Below are 16,728 nucleotides of genomic sequence, written 5' to 3'. Positions count from 1 at the left end.
CCCCACCGGCGGCCCCCGGTCAGCCGGTCGCGTGGGGTAGGTGTCGCCGTCCATGAGGGTCAAGGACAAGGTCGTCGTCATGACCGGCGCGTCCAGCGGGATCGGCCGGGCCACGGCCGTCGCCTTCGCCGCCAAGGGCGCCGCGGTCGTGCTGGCGGCCCGCCGCCGCCTGACAGCGCCCGGCGACAAATCCGCTCGGTTCCCGCACGCCGCAAGGCACCGCCGACCGGCTCGGCGACGACCCGCTGTCATTCGAGGCTGTCCCAGCGGCCGAGCACCGTGTCGACAGGGTGGGTTTCCCGCAGCCGAGCCAGTTCCACGGCTGTCAGAGAGGTCGCACCAGGAAAAGTGCCACCCACTTTCCAGCCGGCGTGAAGCACCGCGTCTTCCAGCGCCTCCGCAGGATTCCGAGTGGCGAGCCAGCTGTGGACGAACGATGCGAACAGCGCGTCTCCGGCGCCGGCGGTGCTCACGACTCCACGCGGAGCGACAGCCGCGGCCTTGATCAGAGCGCCGTCGGCCAGCCCCATGACGCAACCTCGTCCGCCAAGGCCGACGGCGGCGACCGAGCACCCAGGGTAACGGTGGAAGATCTTCTCCACCCACCTTCTGGGAGAGCATGGCAGCCGTTCGTGGCTGCAGAAGATGATGTCGGCGACCTCCAACCATGGTCGGTTGTACGCGTCGTCCACGTCCGTGATCAGATGAACGTCGACCGCGATCGGCACACCGCGCTCACATGCATGCCTCAACAAGGGCTGGACGAAGGCGGCATTGGTGAGTACGGCCAGGTCGGCACCGTGGACGAGGCGACGGAACACCTCGACGGGATACTCGACGGTATTGACTCCGGCGACATACGGGTGGCCGGAGCGTTGCCCGTCCGAGGCCACCAGCACAACGCCGAGAGAGGATTGCGGCGCTGTCACCGCCCCTGGTCCCCACAGTCCTCGGGCACGCAGTGAGGTTCTGATCGCCTGGCCCGCCAGGTCCCTTCCCACGAGGGTGCAGAGGCGGGCCTCGTCGCCGAGGGTGTGGAGGGTGCTGGCGATATGGCAAGCAGCCCCGGAAACCTCGGCTCGCATCCATTCGGGGAACCTCTGCGATGCGTACGGCAGAGGGAAATCCATCACCGGCATGGCCATGTACAGGCTGGTCACACCGGCTACGACTATCGTGCTGCTCATTTGTGCTCCTGGAAGGCCGCGTGGTTCGGCGAGCAGGTCGGATAAGGCAGGGGGACCGGGTCTGCGGTCGGCAGAGTGAGTGGCTGTGGCAGCCGCATCAGCCGGTACATCAGGCGCCGCATGTTCCGGTCGAAGTGACCTGGTGTCGAAGTAAGGCGTGCCACAACCGCAGCATGCCGTCCCGGATGGTGGGTGGCAGCGGCCCGGCGCAACTGGGCCGGCAGAGGCTGGTCCAGTCGCATGCGGGGTGTTGTCGACGCCAGGAGTCCTCCCGCCGACGCAGAATCCACGTCGTCTCCCGCATCGCCCACCAGTAAGACGGAGGCTCCGGAGACCGTCGCGTAGACCGCAGCCGAACCGTGGTCGCCCACCACGTGATCAGCGGCCACGAGGACGCCGCGCCAATCCGCCTCTGGTGGTACCAGCTCCAGCCCTTCCCGCAAGCAGTCGGCCAGCCAGGTACGGATCTGCCAAACGCCGTGGCCGAACCAGATGTTCGGATGGAGAAGCGCGGCGACGCGATAACGGTCGCGGGGGAGTTCGGACAACATTCGCCTCAGCAGCCCTGGGTGCATGCCGAAGAGAGAACTGGGTCCCCAGGTGGAGGTCACAACGACCAGCTCCTGCTCAGCCGGAACCCGGAGGGCGTGTCGATAGGCGCGGCGCCGCGGTGAACTGGCCACCAACCGGTCGTGGGAGGCGTCACCGACGACTTCAGCGACCGCCACGGCCTCGGGGCAGCTCCGCGCCAGCCGCAGCCGCTCTGCCTCGTGAGCGAGCACAATGGCCGACGGGATCACGGTACCGTCACGCACCAGTTCCTGGGCGCTCAGCCCGTACACGCCGCGGGCCGCGACTGCTCCGCCGCCCGATCGACGGCTGACCAGTTTGGTGTAGCCGGCTCCATGCGGGATGACGACGAGTGGTGCATGGAGATTCTCGATGCCCCCATAAGCGGCGCAGATGGCGAGGTCGAACCGCTCGCGGATGGCCAGGTGCCATGGCAGCGTCACACCACCGATCCTGATGAGCAGCTCGGCCACCCCATTGCTGAAGACGTCCGGCGCCATGGTGAAGACCACCTGGATCCGGAGGTCAGCTCCAAGAAGGCGGACAACGTCCAGCAGACGTTGGCCCGATGTCACCGTGTGCACGACCACCAGCACGGTCTTCCTCCTGCGGCCCGTCACCCAGCGCGGCGCATCCGGCCCAACCGGCACGCGGTACCCCTCTGAACACGACATCAGACTTTCGAACCCCCCTGTCCTCGACGGCGTGGTTTCACATCGCCGTATTCGCCTGGCCGAAATCCCCGTCTAATGGCACGTTCCAAGAATCCACGAGACACCTGGACAAAACCTTGCAACAACCATGACGCAGACAAGTCATGTAACAGGCGGCATATGGACCATGAACCGGGTCTGCGGGAAACTGTCAGCAGGGGTCTTTGCCCATGGGAAGGACACTCGTGGAGTTCCGAATCCTCGGCTCCGTGGAGTTGCGGGCCAACGGAGAGGCACGCGAGCTCGGCTCGGTCAAGGAACGGCACATACTGGCCATCCTGCTCTTGACTCCTGGACAGCCTGTGTCCATCGAAACGATGATCAACCGCGTATGGGACGACGCCCCGCCGGCGAAAGCCCGTGGAAACGTGCACAGCTATATCGCACGCCTGCGTGGCCGGCTGAACCACGGTGAAGCTGCGCCTCGGCTGAGTTATCGTTCCGGCGCGTACGTCCTGGAGGTCGATCGCCAAAGCGTTGACCTGCATCGTTTCCGTCGGCTGAAAGCTCAGGCCCGGGCAATCTCGGACAGCGGGAACCCCGACGACGCGCTGCGCCTGCTCAGGGAGGCGGAGGAACTATGGCGTGGCGATCCACTCTCCGGGTTGTCCGGGGAATGGGTCACGAAGTTGCGGACGAGTCTCGAGAGTGAGCATCGGGCGGCCATCGGCATGCGGCTTGCCATGGAACTCGAGATGGGTGGTCACGCGGAGTTGGTCGGAGAGCTGTACGGCCTGGTCCACCAGCATCCTTATGACGAGTCATTCGTCGAACATTTGATGGTCGCGCTCTATCGCTGCGGACGGCAGGGCGAGGCATTGGAGGCCTATCATCGGGCAGGTCACCGCCTCGTGGAGGACCTTGGAGCCGACCCCGGGCCTTCCCTGCGCGGCACCTACGAGCGCATATTGCGCGGCGATGCCGGCCTGGCCACACCCCCAGCACGCCACCACGTCGCCGCGGCACCGCTCAACGACAATCTACCCCGCGATATTCCGGACTTCACGGGACGGGAAACGGAACTGGCCCGTTTGTACGACGAAGTGGAGCATTCCTCCGCCTCGGTAATGATCAGAGCGATTGACGGGATGGCAGGTGTCGGCAAGACGGCGCTCGCCATCCACATGGCTCATAAGCTGGCGGACCGCTATCCCGACGGGCGGTGGTACTTGCATCTCCGCGCCCACGATCCCCACCAACCACCGGTCGATCCCGGCCACGGACTCGAAATGCTGCTCCGGCTTCTCGGGGATGACCCTCAACGGATCCCGGATGGGCTGGAGCCGCGTGCCGCACTGTGGCGCGCACGGCTCGCCGATCGCCGGATATTGATCGTGCTCGACGACGCAGCCAGCGCTGACCAGGTCAGGCCGTTCCTCCCGGGAAAGCCGGGCTGTCTCGTGCTGGTCACGAGTCGGCGACGGCTCACCGGACTGGAGGGTGCGCGGCCACTTTCGCTGGATGCGTTGATTCCGCCCGAGGCGGCGCTCCTCTTCCGCCGGATCGTGGGCCAGGGCCGACCACTCGACGCCGGTGACGTCAACCGGCTCGTCAGCCTGTGCGGGCATCTCCCGCTGGCGGTCACGATCATGGCGAACAAGCTTCGCCACCGGCCGGCGCGAGGCGTCGGGGACCTGGTGGCGAAGCTGTCGCAGTCCAAGGGCGGGCTGGCCGAGATGCACGCGGGAGACAGCAACCTGTCCACCGCGTTCGATCTGTCGTACCGGGAATTGTCATCGGAACGGCGGAGGGCGTTCCGCCGTATTGGCCTGCATGTCGGCGCCGACCTCACTGTCGGCGCGGCCGCCGCGCTGATCGGGTGCGATCGGTATCGGGCGGAAAGCGCCCTGGAAGAATTGATCGATCGCCATCTTGTGGAAGAACCAGAATCAGGCCGGATCCGTTTTCACGACCTCCTGCGCGCATACGCCCGGGAACGCGCCGTCGAGGAAGAACCCGCAGGGGAGCCACGACGAGCCGTCCGCCGCATGCTTGATTTCTACCTGTACACCGCGGACCGGGCCGATCGCATTCTCTATCCGCACAGACGCCGCGCCGACGTGCGTGTCCCCCACCCGCCTGACCCAGCTTTCGTTGACAGCCCACGTTCCGCAGCCGAGTGGCTGCGGGACGAGTGGGCCAACGTGCTGATGTGCGTGCACTACACGGCAGAGCATGGATATCCCGTGCATGCGATCCAGCTTTCGCGGGCTGTCGCGACGTACCTGGAGCGATCAGCGCACTGGGAGGACGCTGCCCGTGCACACGAACTGACCCGCCGAGTCTGCCGGCAGATCGGCGATCGCGAGGGAGAAGCGCGCGTCGAACTCGAACTCAGCTTGGTACGGAGCCGCACGGGTCATTATGCGGCGGCCTTGGAACACGCCATCAAGGGCATCAACGCCTTCCGCGCGTTGGGAGACCGGGGCGGCGAGGCGGACACGCTGGACCATCTCGCCCGCCTTTCCTGGCTCTCCGGACGGAACCGGGAGGCCCTGGAACACGCGCGGAAAGCGATCGCGCTGTTCCGGGCCATCGGAGACCGGCACGGTGAAGGCAACGCCTTGCTGCACTCGGGGATCGCACTGTCGTATCTCGGGCTCGCCGAAGAGGCGACGGCGGCCTTCGAGTCCTGCCTTGAGATCGCGAACGGCGGGGGCGACGTCGCCACGAAGGCAATGGTTCTGAACAATTTCGGCGAATTACACTTCAGCCGCGGCGACTACCGCAGTGCGCTCAGCCTCTTCAGGCAGGCGCTCGCCATTCTGCGAGAAGCAGGATGGCGTCAGAACGAGGCGGTCGGGCTCAACAACATCGCCAACTGCCATGAGCGTGAGGGACGACGCGACGAAGCCCTGCACTTCTATCGTGAGGCGTTGGCGATATGCCGGGAAACCGGCGACCGCCGACACGAGGCCCACACCCTGAGCAATATCGGATCGACCTATCTGGGCATGGACCTCAACGCCGAGGCACTGATTCATTTCCAGAAGGCACTCTCCATTGCACGGACCATAGGAGATCCGTACGAATCCTCGCGTGCGCTTCAGAGGATCGGCGACAGCCAGCGGCACAGCGGCCAGTTCGCCTTCGCCCGGGAGACCTACGAGCGGGCGTTGGCCCTCGCCCACGAGCTGGGCGACCCGTTTCTTGAGGCAAGCTCACTTACGGGGCTGGGCGAAGCCCTTCTCCGCATGCGCGACAGGAAGGCAGCCGAGCGCCCGTGGCGACAGGCCCTCACGATCTTCGAGCGTCTCGGCGCGCCGGAAGCGAGATCCCTACGGAAACGCCTCGACACACTCGGGACGACTGGTGCATAATTTACGAAAGTCCCGCTTACCAGATAAGTTGGACGTGTCCTTCGGGATGCATTTTCATCCACAACGATCCAGAAGAGGAGCTATGCCCTTTTTCGAGTGGCTTATTATGATGGGATGACCATCCCATCATACAGGGTCATCGCCGAGCGGTGGCCCTGCCTCTCTCTCTGACGAATCTAAGCATAACGGGCAAACCCATCAAGACGCGCCTTAATTCTGATATATCCGATAGATCCGTCCTGGCCTACCATGTCCAGTGCCGCCTCATACATCCGTCTTGCGTCGTCCCGCCGGCCCGTGCGTTCCGCCAGATCCCCCAGGCCTTCCAACGCCGCAGCCTGCCCTACCGACGATCCCAGCTTGGACATCGCATCGAGGGCGGCATGCAGTTCCTGGTCCGCCTCGCCGAAATTCCCGGAACTCGCCTGCGCATGGCCGAGGAAGATGCCCACACGGGCCCTGTTGTACGAGTCGTCCACGCGTCGTAGCAGCTGACGAGCCCGCTCCAGGTGGATCACGGCGTCCGTGGCACGGCCCTGCGCGAGGAGCACGCCCGCCAGATCGATCAGAGCCAGAGCAGTCTTCCGATCGACACCGAGCGTATGGTAGGCAGCGGTCACGTCCACGAGCCGGCTGATGGCCACGTCGAAGTCACCTCGCCTGGCGGCGACCAGCCCGAGCCTGCGCAGCGAACCGATTTCCCTCTCTTTCTCGCCGAGCCGTCGCCAGATCTCGAGGGCCTCTTCGAACCGCGTTACGGCCTCATCATGACGCCCGAGGGCATCGAGACTCAGCCCCAGGCGGTTCAGCATCTTCCCTTCGGCGTGCAGGTCACCGCAGGAGCGTGCGGCGGCCAATCCTGTTTCCTCCACCTTCACACGTTCCAGGTGATGACCCATGAAGAGGAAGAGAGCCCACATGGAGTCAGCGAGCTGCCATGCGGTCGCCTCCCGTCCCCGCTCGTGTGCCAGCGTGACGGCGGCGCTCAGGTTCGCGCGCTCGGACTCCAGCCACTCGATCGCATCCTCCGGCCCACCGAAGTCGGTCACCTCGGAGGGAGGCGGTTCGGCATCTCGGGGAAGTCGAGTACGGTATGGCCTCAACCGGTTCTCCGCGCGCGCGGCAGTGGCGAGATACCAGCCGAGCAATCGCCCGACAGCGAGATCCCGGACCTCCCTCTGGTCCTCTGCCTCCGCCAACTGGCAGGCGTGCAACCGGACCAGCGCGTGATGAAAGCGATAACGCCCGTCGGCCGTGTCGGTCAGCAGGTTCGCGTCGGTCAGCTCCCCCAGCAGCCGCCGCGACTCCATCCTCGAGATGTCGGCCAGCGCGGCTGCCGCATCATCGCCGAACATGTCTCCCGGGATGAGGCTCAGAAATCTGTACAGCCGGGCCGCGTCGGAGCGGAGCACGCGGTAGGAGAGGTCCAACGCGGAACGCAACGCGACATCATCTTCGATCGTCAACGCCGCCAGGGTCCTCTGTTGCTCGGTCAACGCAATGACCATCTCCCGGAGAGGCCAGCTTGGACGCGCGGCCAGGCGGGCCGCCGCGACGCTCAGGGCCAGCGGCAGCCGCATGCACAGCTCGACCAGTTCGGAGGCTGCCTCGCGCTGTTGTTCCAGCCGGTCGCTCCCGAGGGCGTCACGGAGAAGGGCCAGGCTTGACTCGGCGTCGAACCGATCAACGTACACGCCACGTACTCCCTGCAGCAGCAGGCCGGCCAGCCGGTATCTGCTGGTCACCACGGTGGTGCTTGCCGGCGAGGCCGGGAGCAGCGGCCGCACCTGAGCGGCGGTCATCGCGTCATCGAGAAGTACGAGAACCCGCTGGTCCTGGGTCACCGTGCGGTACAGCGCCGCCCGCTGCGCCAGGTCTCCTGGAATGAGGTCCGTTGGGACGCCCAGGGAGTGCAGAAAGTCGCCCAGCACGTCGCGAGGGGACGCCGGGCCAGTGCCGGAATGTCCGCGAAGATCGGCGTACAACTGCCCATCCGCGAAATCCGAACGAATCATGTGCGCCCAAGCAACAGACAGCGCGGACTTTCCCACGCCCGCGGGTCCCGTTACCAGCACGGTAAGCGGGACATCCTTCACCTCCTCTCGCAGGACGTTGAGCTGAGCCAAGGCGGCTTCACGGTCAACCAGGCGCGGCCGTGGCGGAAGCTGGCTGGGTGCCGGCAGCGAAGCCGGAGTATGGAAATGGACGCCACCGAATACGTCACGCGCCTGAACCAGCGGACCGTGAACCACTCCAGTTACATCGTTATGTACAATTTCGGACAGGTTTCGGTTCGCTTTCACGTCGTTTGGACACCAATCTCAGGCTCCGGTAGCCCCTGTACATGTTGAAGCGACTCGGGATAAAAGACATGTGCAACAATGACCGATTTCAAAGTGCACTGCAATCCATCGAGGATTCATATGCAGCAGGCGACTACCGTCCGCACGCGGCCAGGCGCGATGCGGGCTCCGCCGGCGACGCTCTACTCTGGAGGAAACCTCTACCCCGAAAGAGGCGTGATGGACCCGAGCACGATCCCGACTCTGGCAGCGATCGTCTCCGCAATAGTGGGAGGGGCCGCCGGAGAGGCTGGAAAGCACGCCTGGACCTCGCTGACCGCGCTTGTACGCCGCCGTTTCGGCGATGGCGATGCGGCCGTGGCAGCCCTGGAACAGACCGACACAAAGTCGCCGGAGGAGGTTGCCAAGGTGCTGGTGGACCAGGCGAAGGCGGATGCCGAGTTCGAGCAGGCCCTGATCGCGTGGACGACCAACACGATGCACCTCATTCAGTACAAGCATGACGTGCACAACACCATCGGTGGCGACGCTCGCATCAGTGGGCCGGTCATTCAGACCGGCGATGTCCTGGGTTCGATCAATTTCGGCAGGTCCTGATCAGCCCTCCGTGGCCCAGGAGTCCGAAGGGCCACGATTCTGGGAACCGCTCCCGCCGCCGACCACCGGGCGATGGGAGCGGCGTTGCTCATTCCCGGGCATTGCGTCACACCCTGCGGATCCGACCACCGGTCACCTGCCGGTGGTGAGGACCATGCGGTAGCGGGCGTCGCCGGACATCATGCGGTCGTAGGCCGCCGCGACGTCGTCCAGCGGGCGGGTCTCGATCATGGGCCGGATGCCGGTCAGGGCGGCGAAGCGCAAAGTCTCCTCGACGTCGCGTGCGGTGCCGGACGGGTGGCCGTGCACGGTCCTGCTCGACGAGATGAGCTGGAAGGGGCTGACCTGGATGGGTTCGGGCGTGGCGCCGAGCACGATGAGCTCGCCGTTGTCGCCCAGCCCGTCGATGGCGGCGCCCATGGCGGCTGAGCTGGCCGCGGTGGCGAGGACGACCTTCGCCCCACCCAGGGCCTGCAGCTGCCCGGCCACGTCACCCGCGGTGCTGTCGATGTAGTGGTGGGCGCCGAAGCGCTTGGCCGCGTCGGCCTTGTCGGCGCCCCGCGCGACGGCCACGGTCTCGAAGCCGAGCTTGTTCGCGAACTGCACGCCCAGGTGGCCGAGCCCGCCGACGCCGAGCACGGCGACGAGCTCGCCAGGACCGGCCGCGCTGTGGCGCAGCGCGTTGAACGTGGTCACGCCGGCACATCCCATGGGCGCGGCCTCGGTGGCGCCGAGCTCGTCGGGGATGCGGGCCAGCGCGGACACGGGTACGACCACGGCCTCGGCGTACCCGCCGGGGTAGGCCCAGCCGGGCACCTGCATGCGCGCGCAGTGGATGAAGTCGCCGCGGCGGCAGGCGGGGCACGTGCCGCAGTTGCCGCCGAACCAGCCGACGGCCACCCGGTCGCCGACGTTCCAGTCCTCGACGTCCTCGCCCGTGGCTTCGACGCGTCCGGCGATCTCGTGGCCGGTCACCAGAGGGAACGGCACGTCGGGAAAGGCGGCGTTGACGAACGCGGCGTCGGAACGGCAGACGCCGCACGCCTCGACTGTCAGCCTGACGTGACCGCGCCGCGGCTCGGGCAGCTCGCGCTCGACCACGTCGAACGCGCCGCCGGGTTCGGTGACCTGAGCGGCTCGTACGGTCAGCGGCTTGGCGGAAGTGTCCGTGGACATGGTGAACCCCCTGGGCAGGAGACTGTGTTGTGGCGGAACCGGTCCGCACCGGACCCATACCCAGGACACCACGCCACAGCCCTCGGCAAGGGCTCTGAGCAGGCCCTTCGCGGGCAGGTACCGAGAAGGCAGGTACGAGTATTACACCCGTCTGGAGCAGGGCCGCGTGGGCACGCCGTCCCCGGAGGTCGTCGAGGCCCTGGCGCGGGCCCTCCAGCTCGACCCCGCCGAACGCGAGCACCTCATCGACCTGCTGGGGCGGCCGGCGCGCCGGGCCCCGTCGGCCCCGCAACGGGTCCGTTCTGGCCTCTATCTGACGCTGCAGACGCTGGAGCACGTGCCCGCCTTCGTCGTGGGCCGGCGTACCGACATCCTGGCCGCCAACCGCCTGGCGCGCGAGGTCCTGACCGACTTCGACGCCCTTCCAGCACCGCAGCGCAACCTCGCCCGCTACTACCTTCTGGATCCCGTCGCCCGTGACCGGGTGGGTGACTGGGAACAGATCGCCGCCGAGACGGTCGCCATGCTCCGCCTCGAGGCCGGCCGCCACCCGGACGACCGGCGGCTGGCCGAGCTCGTCGGCGAGCTCACCCTGCGCTGCCCCGAGTTCACCACCTGGTGGAACGACCACCGGGTGCTGCGCCGCACCCACGGCACGAAGTGCTATCACCACCCGGCGGTCGGGGAGCTGCACTTCTCGTACGAGTCCTTCCAGCCCTCCGGCGACCCCGACCAGACGTTGTGCGTCTACAACGTCGAGCCCGGCTCGGCCAGCGCCGACGCGATCCGGCTGCTGAGCGGCCTGGCCGCGCCCGCGACGCCCTCCGCAGAGACCAGGTGAACGGCCATCCGGAGACGATTCCCGTCGACGCCGGCATGGGGCCCGCGACACCACCGTCACGCCCCCTGTAGTTATCAGTGATACTCGTCATTGATTCCATTGATATTATCAGTGATACGATCGTCGTGTTTCCATCGGAACGGACCCACGGGAGTACGACATGATCATCGTGACCGGCGCCACCGGACTGCTCGGGCGCCAGATCGTCGAGCGGCTGCTCACCCGCGTGCCCGCGGGCCAGGTGGGCGTCAGCGTCCGCGACCCCGGCAAGGCACAGGCCTTCGCCGACCAGGGCGTGCGCGTGCGGCGCGGCGACTTCGCCGAGGCCGCCACCCTGGCCCACGCCTTCGAGGGCGCCACGCAGGTGCTCATCGTCTCGATCGACGCGCTGGGTGAGGAGGCCGTACGGCGACACCGCGCCGCGATCGACGCGGCCGTCGCGGCGGGCGCCCGCCGCGTCCTCTACACCAGCCACATGGCGGCCGGTGCCTCCTCGCACTTCCAGGCCTGCCGCGACCACGCCGCGACCGAGGAGGCGCTGCGAAAGTGCGGCGTGCCGTTCACCTCGCTGCGCAACGGCTTCTACGCCGCCAACGCGGTGCGGCTCCTCGCCCAGGCCATGCGCTCCGACCACCTCGTGCTCCCCGCGGACGGGCCGGTCAGCTGGACCTCACACGAGGACCTCGCCGACGCGGCCGCCGCCGTCCTGGCCGGCGAGGGCCGCTTCGACGGCCCCACTCCTCCGCTCACCGCGGCCGAGGCACTGACCTTCGACGACGTCGCCCGCATCGCCGGCGAGGTCACCGGACGCACCGTCACCAGGGTCGTCGCGCCCGACGACGCCTTCCGGCGGCAACTGACCGAGCACGGCGTGCCAGACGAGTACGCGGGCCACCTGCTCGGCATGTTCGCCGCCGCCCGCGCCGGCGAGTTCGCCACCGTGGACCCGACCCTGGCCACCCTGCTCGGCCACGCACCCACCCCGCTGAGCGCCGTCGTACGCAAGGACCTGGCCACCGTCTGAGGGCCGCCGGCGGCCGAGGGCTACACGTCGGCGGCCAGGCGGTCGAGCCACTCGCCGAGCAGGTGCTGCTCCGCCTCGCTGAGCGTGCTCTGCTGCGGCAGCGCGGCGCGCAGTGCCCTGGCCGCGCCTGCGGGGCCGGGGTCCTGCACGGCCGGTTCGTCCGTGGTGACGGCGGTGACCATGGACTCGCGCATGGCGGTCAGCAGGGCCGGGTCGCGCCCGTCCTCGGGGAGTGACAGCCAGGTGAGCACGGCGCCGCGGGCGGTGGCGTGGATGATGGCGGCGGCGAGCGGTTCGTCGACGCGGAGCCTGCCCGCCGCGGCGATGCGGCGGATGCGCCCGTGGAGCATCTCCATGCCGGCCCTGTGCGCGGGTGAGTCCGTGCCGCGCCTCGGCTCGCCGTACAACATCGCGTAGAGCGCCGGGTTGGCGAGCCCGAACTCGACGGCGAGGTCCCAGCCCGCCCGCAGGTCGTCGACCGGGTCGTCGGGGGTGGGGACGGCGCGCTTGGTCTCGATGAACCGGGTGTAGCCGTGCTCGGCCACCGCGTCGAGCAGACCGTCCATGTCGTCGAAGTGGCGGTAGATCGCGGGGGGCTGCACGCCGGCCGCGGCGGCTACCGCGCGGGTGGTGACCGCCTCGCGTCCCTCGCGTGCCAGAAGGCCGGCCGCGGCCTCGACCACCCGCCGGCGGGTCAGCTCGCGTCCTCCGCCCTCCGGCGTGGAGCCCGGCGAGGTGTCCGCCCTTGTCCGCATGGATGCAACGATACCGCTGCGCCCGTATCGGTGTTCACTGTCATGTCGCGAGCAGTCGGTGATCGGCCGGGCGGACGCCGAGCTGGGCTACGCGTCGAAGAGCGCGTTCAGCACCGCGTTCAAGCGGGAGTTGGGGGAATCGCCGCTCCGCCACCGCTACCGCGTGCGCGGCGCGGCGCGGCCTGGGCCTCGGCGGCGCGGGAGAGTGAGGGCTTCCCCACGCCGCCCTGAAGGTGTCTGCGCAGGCAGGCACATCGGCTGGTCCCCGCGGTGTCCTGCCGCTGCTGTGCCGCTCATGGCGACTCTGCGAGAGCTCGAAGACAGGGTGGCGGGGGCGCCGCCTGATGTCCAGCGGCCGGTTCACCCGGCCTCTTTGCGGGCTCCCACCTGGGACGACGCTTGCCGATCGGCCGCCTGCCGCTGTAGGAAGGCCGTATGTCCGTCGAAGGTGAACGCCCGGCCGTCGACCACCGCGTGGAGGATGCGCTGTGGGCGGCGAGGAAGTACTACCTGCACGGCGTCACGATGGACACGATCGCCAGGGAGCTCGGCGCCTCACGCTCGACCGTGTCCAGGCTGCTCGCCTACGCGCGTGACGTCGGCCTAGTCGAGATCCGCGTGATGCCGCCCCGCACCCGGTCGACGCGGAGTGAGGCCGAGCTCGCCGGACGGTACGCCGTGCACGCGCACGTGGTGCCGGTGCCGACGACCGCCTCGACGGTGGAGCGGCTGGAACGGTGCGCCGTCTACACGGCACGGCTGCTCACCTCGGTGTTCGACTCCGACATGATCATCGGCCTGTCGTGGGGCACGATGGTCAACGCCATCAGCCGCTGCCTGGTGCCCAAGGAGACCACCAACTGCCAGATCGTGCAGCTCAACGGCCTCGGCAACGCGCGTACGACCGGCATGCACTACGCGGGCTCCATGTTGTCCGCCTTCGGGTCGGCGTTCGGCGCCTACGTGCAGCAGTTCCCCGTACCGCTGTTCTTCGACTCACCGCGGGCCAAGGAGCTGCTGCTGCGCGAGCGCAGCGTGCGCTGGGTCGTCGAGCTGCAGCAGAGCGCCGACGCGGCGCTGTTCAGCGTAGGCACCGTGACCGACGGGATGCCCAGCAGCCCCTACCTGAGCGGCTATTTCCTCGACGAGGGCGACTTCGCCTCGCTGGCGGAGGACGGAGCCGTCGGCGACATCGCCACCTCGTTCTACCGGCTGGACGGGACGCACGACGGCGTCAGGTTCAACGCCAGGACGAGCGGGCCCGACCTCGACCAGTTCCGGCAGATCAAGCACCGGATCTGCGCCGTGTCGGGCGACCACAAGGTCGACGCCCTGCACGCGGCGCTCACCGGCGGCTACGTCACCGAGCTCGTCATCGACGAGATCACCGCCCACGTTCTGTTGGAGCGACATCCGTGAGCGCGGCCGGTGAGCCGCCGTCGGACTCCTCGCCGCCCCCGCCGAACGGTACGTTGCGGCCCTCCCTGACGCCCAGCGCGCCGGCGACCGCGACGGCGCACATGACGACCATCAGCGCCGAGATCGCCCATGTGCCCTGCGTGCGCGCGGTCAGGAAGGCCGCGATGAACGGCAGGGTGCCGCCCGCGGCCGCCGCGGCCAGCTCCCGGCTCGCCGCCACTCCCGTGAACCGCATCCGGGTCGGGAACTGCTCCGGCAACATCGACGCCTGCGAGCCCAGCATCAGGTCGTTCGCGAACGTCAGCACGAGGAGCATGGCCAGCCACACCAGCAGCACGTTGCCGGTGTCGAGCAGCCAGAAGAACGGGAACGCGGCGACGGCGCACAGCACGGCCCCCGCGATGAACACCGGCCTGCGCCCGAACCGGTCGGACAGCGCGCCGCACAGCGGCAGCGTGACGAGTTTGATCGTGTTGGCCACGAGCAGCCCACCCGTGGCGACCGCCGCGGCCAGGCCGACGTTGTCGGTGACGTACGACAGCGCGTAGACGCTCGGGATGTACGTCGCCACGTTCGGCCCGACACTGACCAGGAAACCCTTCAGCAGCGACCCCGGCGCCTCCCGCAGCACCGCGACCAGGGGCGCGGCGCTCCGGTCGCCGGCCTTGACGGTCTCGGTGAACGCCGGCGTCTCGTCCACCCGTGACCTGATGTAGAGGCCGACGGGCAGGATCAGGATGCTGACGAGGAACGGCACCCGCCAGCCCCAGCCGAGGAACGCGTCCTGGGCCAGCCACGTGAACGGGGTGAACACGAGGGTGGCGAGGATGACACCGAGCGCGTTGCCCGTGGGCGGGATCGCGGCGAACAACCCGCGACGGCCGGGAGGCGCGTGCTCGGCGGCCATCAGCGCGCCGCCCGCGTACTCCGCTCCCGCGCCGAGACCCTGCGTGATCCGCAGCAGGACGAGGATCACCGGGGCGGCGACGCCTATCGACGCGTAGTCGGGGATCAGGCCGATCGCCGTCGACGAGACGGCCATCACCGTCAACGTCACGACGAGCACGAACCGCCGTCCGTACCGGTCGCCGAGGTGGCCGAAGAGCATGCCGCCGACGGGGCGGGCGAAGAAGCCGACCGCGAACGTGCCGAGCGAGGCCAGTGTCGCCGCGAGCGGGTCGCCTTCGGGGAAGAACACCTTGCCGAACACGAGCGCGGCCGCGGTGCCGTACAACATGAAGTCGTACCATTCGAGCGCGGTCCCGATCGTGCTCGCGGAGACCACGCGGCGGATCATCGTCCGCCTCCCGGCCCGCCGCTCGCGGCCGGGAGCCGCTCGGCCCGCGGGCCGAGGTAGGCGCCCTGGTCGAGCAGCCGCTGCTGGAGCGCGGGCACGTCGACCCGCCGCGGCGCGACGCCGGCGGCGACCGCCATCGCCGCGCCCAGCCCCGCCGCCTCGCCCATCGCGAACGACGGTGGCATCACCCGCACGGCGGCCAGCGCCTCGTGGGTCGCGGAGATGCACCGGCCGGCCACGAGAACACCGTCGAGCTCCACCGGGAGCAGGCTGCGGAACGGGATCTCGTAGATGTTCGCGGTCGGCGGGATGCCGTCCTCGAACGGCCCGTCGCCGCTGACCGGGCTGTGGATGTCGACCGGGTAGCCGGCCACGGCCACGACGTCGTCGAAATGTTTCCCGTCGACGAGATCCTCCAAGGTCAGGACGTACTCACCGACGATACGTCTGCTCTCGCGCACACCCACCGTGGCGGCGGTGTCGAGCAGCTTGGCCTCCTCCAGGCCGGGCAGGTTCTCGTGGAAGAACGTCATCAGCTGCCGCACCTGCCGCCGGCCGAGCACCTCGGCTCGGGTCAGGTCTCCGACGTCGGTGCCGTCCATGCCGAGGACCCTCGTGGTGTTGATCCGCCAGACGCCCGGCTCCAGCGTCTTGAACAGCTGGACGCCGCGGCGCGGGATCGGGAACCGGCCCTCCCCGCGGGCCCGCTCGACGATGCCCTGATAGGGGAACAGTTCGTCGGGGTGCGTGTCCTGGTAGGCCTGCACCTTGGCGTCGTCGACGTTCGACACCCGGAAGAACACCGTCATCGGCTGCACGGCGCCGTCGCTCGACCGGCCGTACTCGTAGGCGGCGCCCCCGCGCGCCGCCACGTCGCCGTCGCCCGAGCAGTCCACGGTGACCGTGGCGGGCACCACGGCCAGCCCGCTCTTGTTCGCGACGACGACGCCCGTGACCTGCCCGTCCGCCACCAGGGTGTCAGCGACGAAGCTGTGCAGCAGCAGCTCGACCCCGGCCTCCAGACACATCTCCATCGCGACCTGCTTGGCGGTCTCGGGGTCGAACGGCGTGACGGCTTCGTGCCCGAACACCATGAATCCGGAGTACTGGCTTCCCGCCCTGGTGCGCGAAGGGTGGACCGCTCCACCGGCGGCCTCCATCCTGCGGACGAACTCGTCGAAGACGCCGCGGATCAGCTGCGTGCTGCCGTCCAGCGAGAACGACGTCATGCAGGGGCCGACCAGCCCGGCGGTCAGGTTGCCGCCGAGGAAGCCGAACCGCTCGACGAGCCGTACGGACGCCCCGGCCCGTGCGGCGGCGATCGCGGCGGCCAGGCCCGCGGGCCCGCCTCCCACGACGAGAACGTCCGTGGGCTCACCGACCGGGATGTCGCGCGTATAGCGGAGGGTAGTCGAATCCATGCGCGCCACTGTGACTTCTGCGTGCACGGATGGGCAAGAAATATGCACGAACGTGCAGAGAGCACGTTTTGTACGGTCAAATCTCCAGGGCAGCGATGAGTTCCG

Annotated in this window: 12 protein-coding genes and 1 pseudogene; 6 read left to right on the top strand and 7 right to left on the bottom strand. The window is 68.4% G+C overall.

What is annotated here, in order from left to right; genetic code table 11:
- Positions 1-52: 52 nt before the first annotated feature.
- A pseudogene (locus tag E1267_RS11005) lies at positions 53-154 on the top strand (SDR family NAD(P)-dependent oxidoreductase); the annotation flags it as partial.
- Between the two features lie 94 nt (positions 155-248).
- Here the strand turns inward: E1267_RS11005 and E1267_RS11000 are convergent.
- Positions 249-1,187 (bottom strand): carbohydrate kinase family protein, encoded by a 939-nt coding sequence (locus tag E1267_RS11000; RefSeq protein WP_132332324.1) that lies wholly within the window; start codon positions 1,185-1,187, stop codon positions 249-251.
- Positions 1,184-2,353 carry a hypothetical protein gene (locus tag E1267_RS10995; protein WP_220449416.1) on the bottom strand — a complete coding sequence of 390 codons (1,170 nt, stop codon included), beginning with the start codon at positions 2,351-2,353 and terminating at the stop codon, positions 1,184-1,186. The genes E1267_RS11000 and E1267_RS10995 overlap by 4 nt, the downstream gene beginning before the upstream one ends.
- A gap of 302 nt (positions 2,354-2,655) precedes the next feature.
- Between E1267_RS10995 and E1267_RS10990 the strand changes: the two genes are divergently transcribed.
- Positions 2,656-5,790: an AfsR/SARP family transcriptional regulator gene (locus E1267_RS10990; protein WP_165959554.1), complete on the top strand. Its 3,135-nt coding sequence runs from the start codon at positions 2,656-2,658 to the stop codon at positions 5,788-5,790.
- A 176-nt stretch (positions 5,791-5,966) separates the two neighbouring features.
- On the opposite strand, the gene E1267_RS10985 is transcribed toward E1267_RS10990, so the two are convergent.
- Positions 5,967-8,093, bottom strand: a complete 2,127-nt coding sequence (locus E1267_RS10985) for a tetratricopeptide repeat protein (protein WP_132332321.1) — start codon at positions 8,091-8,093, stop codon at positions 5,967-5,969.
- 78 nt (positions 8,094-8,171) lie between these two features.
- Between E1267_RS10985 and E1267_RS10980 the strand changes: the two genes are divergently transcribed.
- Positions 8,172-8,690 (top strand): hypothetical protein, encoded by a 519-nt coding sequence (locus tag E1267_RS10980; RefSeq protein ID WP_132332320.1) that lies wholly within the window; start codon positions 8,172-8,174, stop codon positions 8,688-8,690.
- A gap of 132 nt (positions 8,691-8,822) precedes the next feature.
- On the opposite strand, the gene E1267_RS10975 is transcribed toward E1267_RS10980, so the two are convergent.
- Positions 8,823-9,866 carry an alcohol dehydrogenase gene (locus E1267_RS10975; RefSeq protein WP_132332319.1) on the bottom strand — a complete coding sequence of 348 codons (1,044 nt, stop codon included), beginning with the start codon at positions 9,864-9,866 and terminating at the stop codon, positions 8,823-8,825.
- Between E1267_RS10975 and E1267_RS10970 the strand changes: the two genes are divergently transcribed.
- Both E1267_RS10970 and E1267_RS10965 read left to right on the top strand, forming a co-directional pair.
- Positions 9,865-10,707 (top strand): helix-turn-helix transcriptional regulator, encoded by an 843-nt coding sequence (locus E1267_RS10970; RefSeq protein ID WP_132332326.1) that lies wholly within the window; start codon positions 9,865-9,867, stop codon positions 10,705-10,707. The genes E1267_RS10975 and E1267_RS10970 overlap by 2 nt on opposite strands.
- A 160-nt stretch (positions 10,708-10,867) precedes the next feature.
- Positions 10,868-11,731, top strand: coding sequence for an NmrA family NAD(P)-binding protein (locus E1267_RS10965; RefSeq protein WP_132332318.1), 864 nt, complete (start codon positions 10,868-10,870; stop codon positions 11,729-11,731).
- A 20-nt stretch (positions 11,732-11,751) separates the two neighbouring features.
- Here E1267_RS10965 and E1267_RS10960 read toward each other — a convergent pair whose 3' ends face one another.
- Positions 11,752-12,486, bottom strand: coding sequence for a TetR/AcrR family transcriptional regulator (locus E1267_RS10960; protein WP_132332317.1), 735 nt, complete (start codon positions 12,484-12,486; stop codon positions 11,752-11,754).
- Between the two features lie 435 nt (positions 12,487-12,921).
- Between E1267_RS10960 and E1267_RS10950 the strand changes: the two genes are divergently transcribed.
- The gene (locus tag E1267_RS10950) at positions 12,922-13,905 is read left to right on the top strand and encodes a sugar-binding transcriptional regulator (RefSeq protein WP_132332316.1); all 984 of its coding nucleotides are present in this window, start codon (positions 12,922-12,924) and stop codon (positions 13,903-13,905) included.
- Here the strand turns inward: E1267_RS10950 and E1267_RS10945 are convergent.
- Together E1267_RS10945 and E1267_RS10940 are read right to left on the bottom strand one after the other, a co-directional pair.
- Entirely contained in the window at positions 13,871-15,202 is a 1,332-nt protein-coding gene (locus E1267_RS10945) for an MFS transporter (RefSeq protein ID WP_132332315.1), read from the bottom strand. The two genes, E1267_RS10950 and E1267_RS10945, sit on opposite strands and share 35 nt — an antisense overlap.
- The gene (locus E1267_RS10940; RefSeq protein WP_132332314.1) at positions 15,199-16,623 is read right to left on the bottom strand and encodes an FAD-dependent oxidoreductase; all 1,425 of its coding nucleotides are present in this window, start codon (positions 16,621-16,623) and stop codon (positions 15,199-15,201) included. The genes E1267_RS10945 and E1267_RS10940 overlap by 4 nt, the downstream gene beginning before the upstream one ends.
- Positions 16,624-16,728: the final 105 nt, after the last annotated feature.

The sequence above is a fragment of the Nonomuraea longispora genome (assembly GCF_004348345.1).
Taxonomy (GTDB): Bacteria; Actinomycetota; Actinomycetes; order Streptosporangiales; family Streptosporangiaceae; genus Nonomuraea; species Nonomuraea longispora.
Note: the sequence above shows the minus strand (reverse complement) of the source record. Positions and strands in the feature narration are given on the sequence as shown.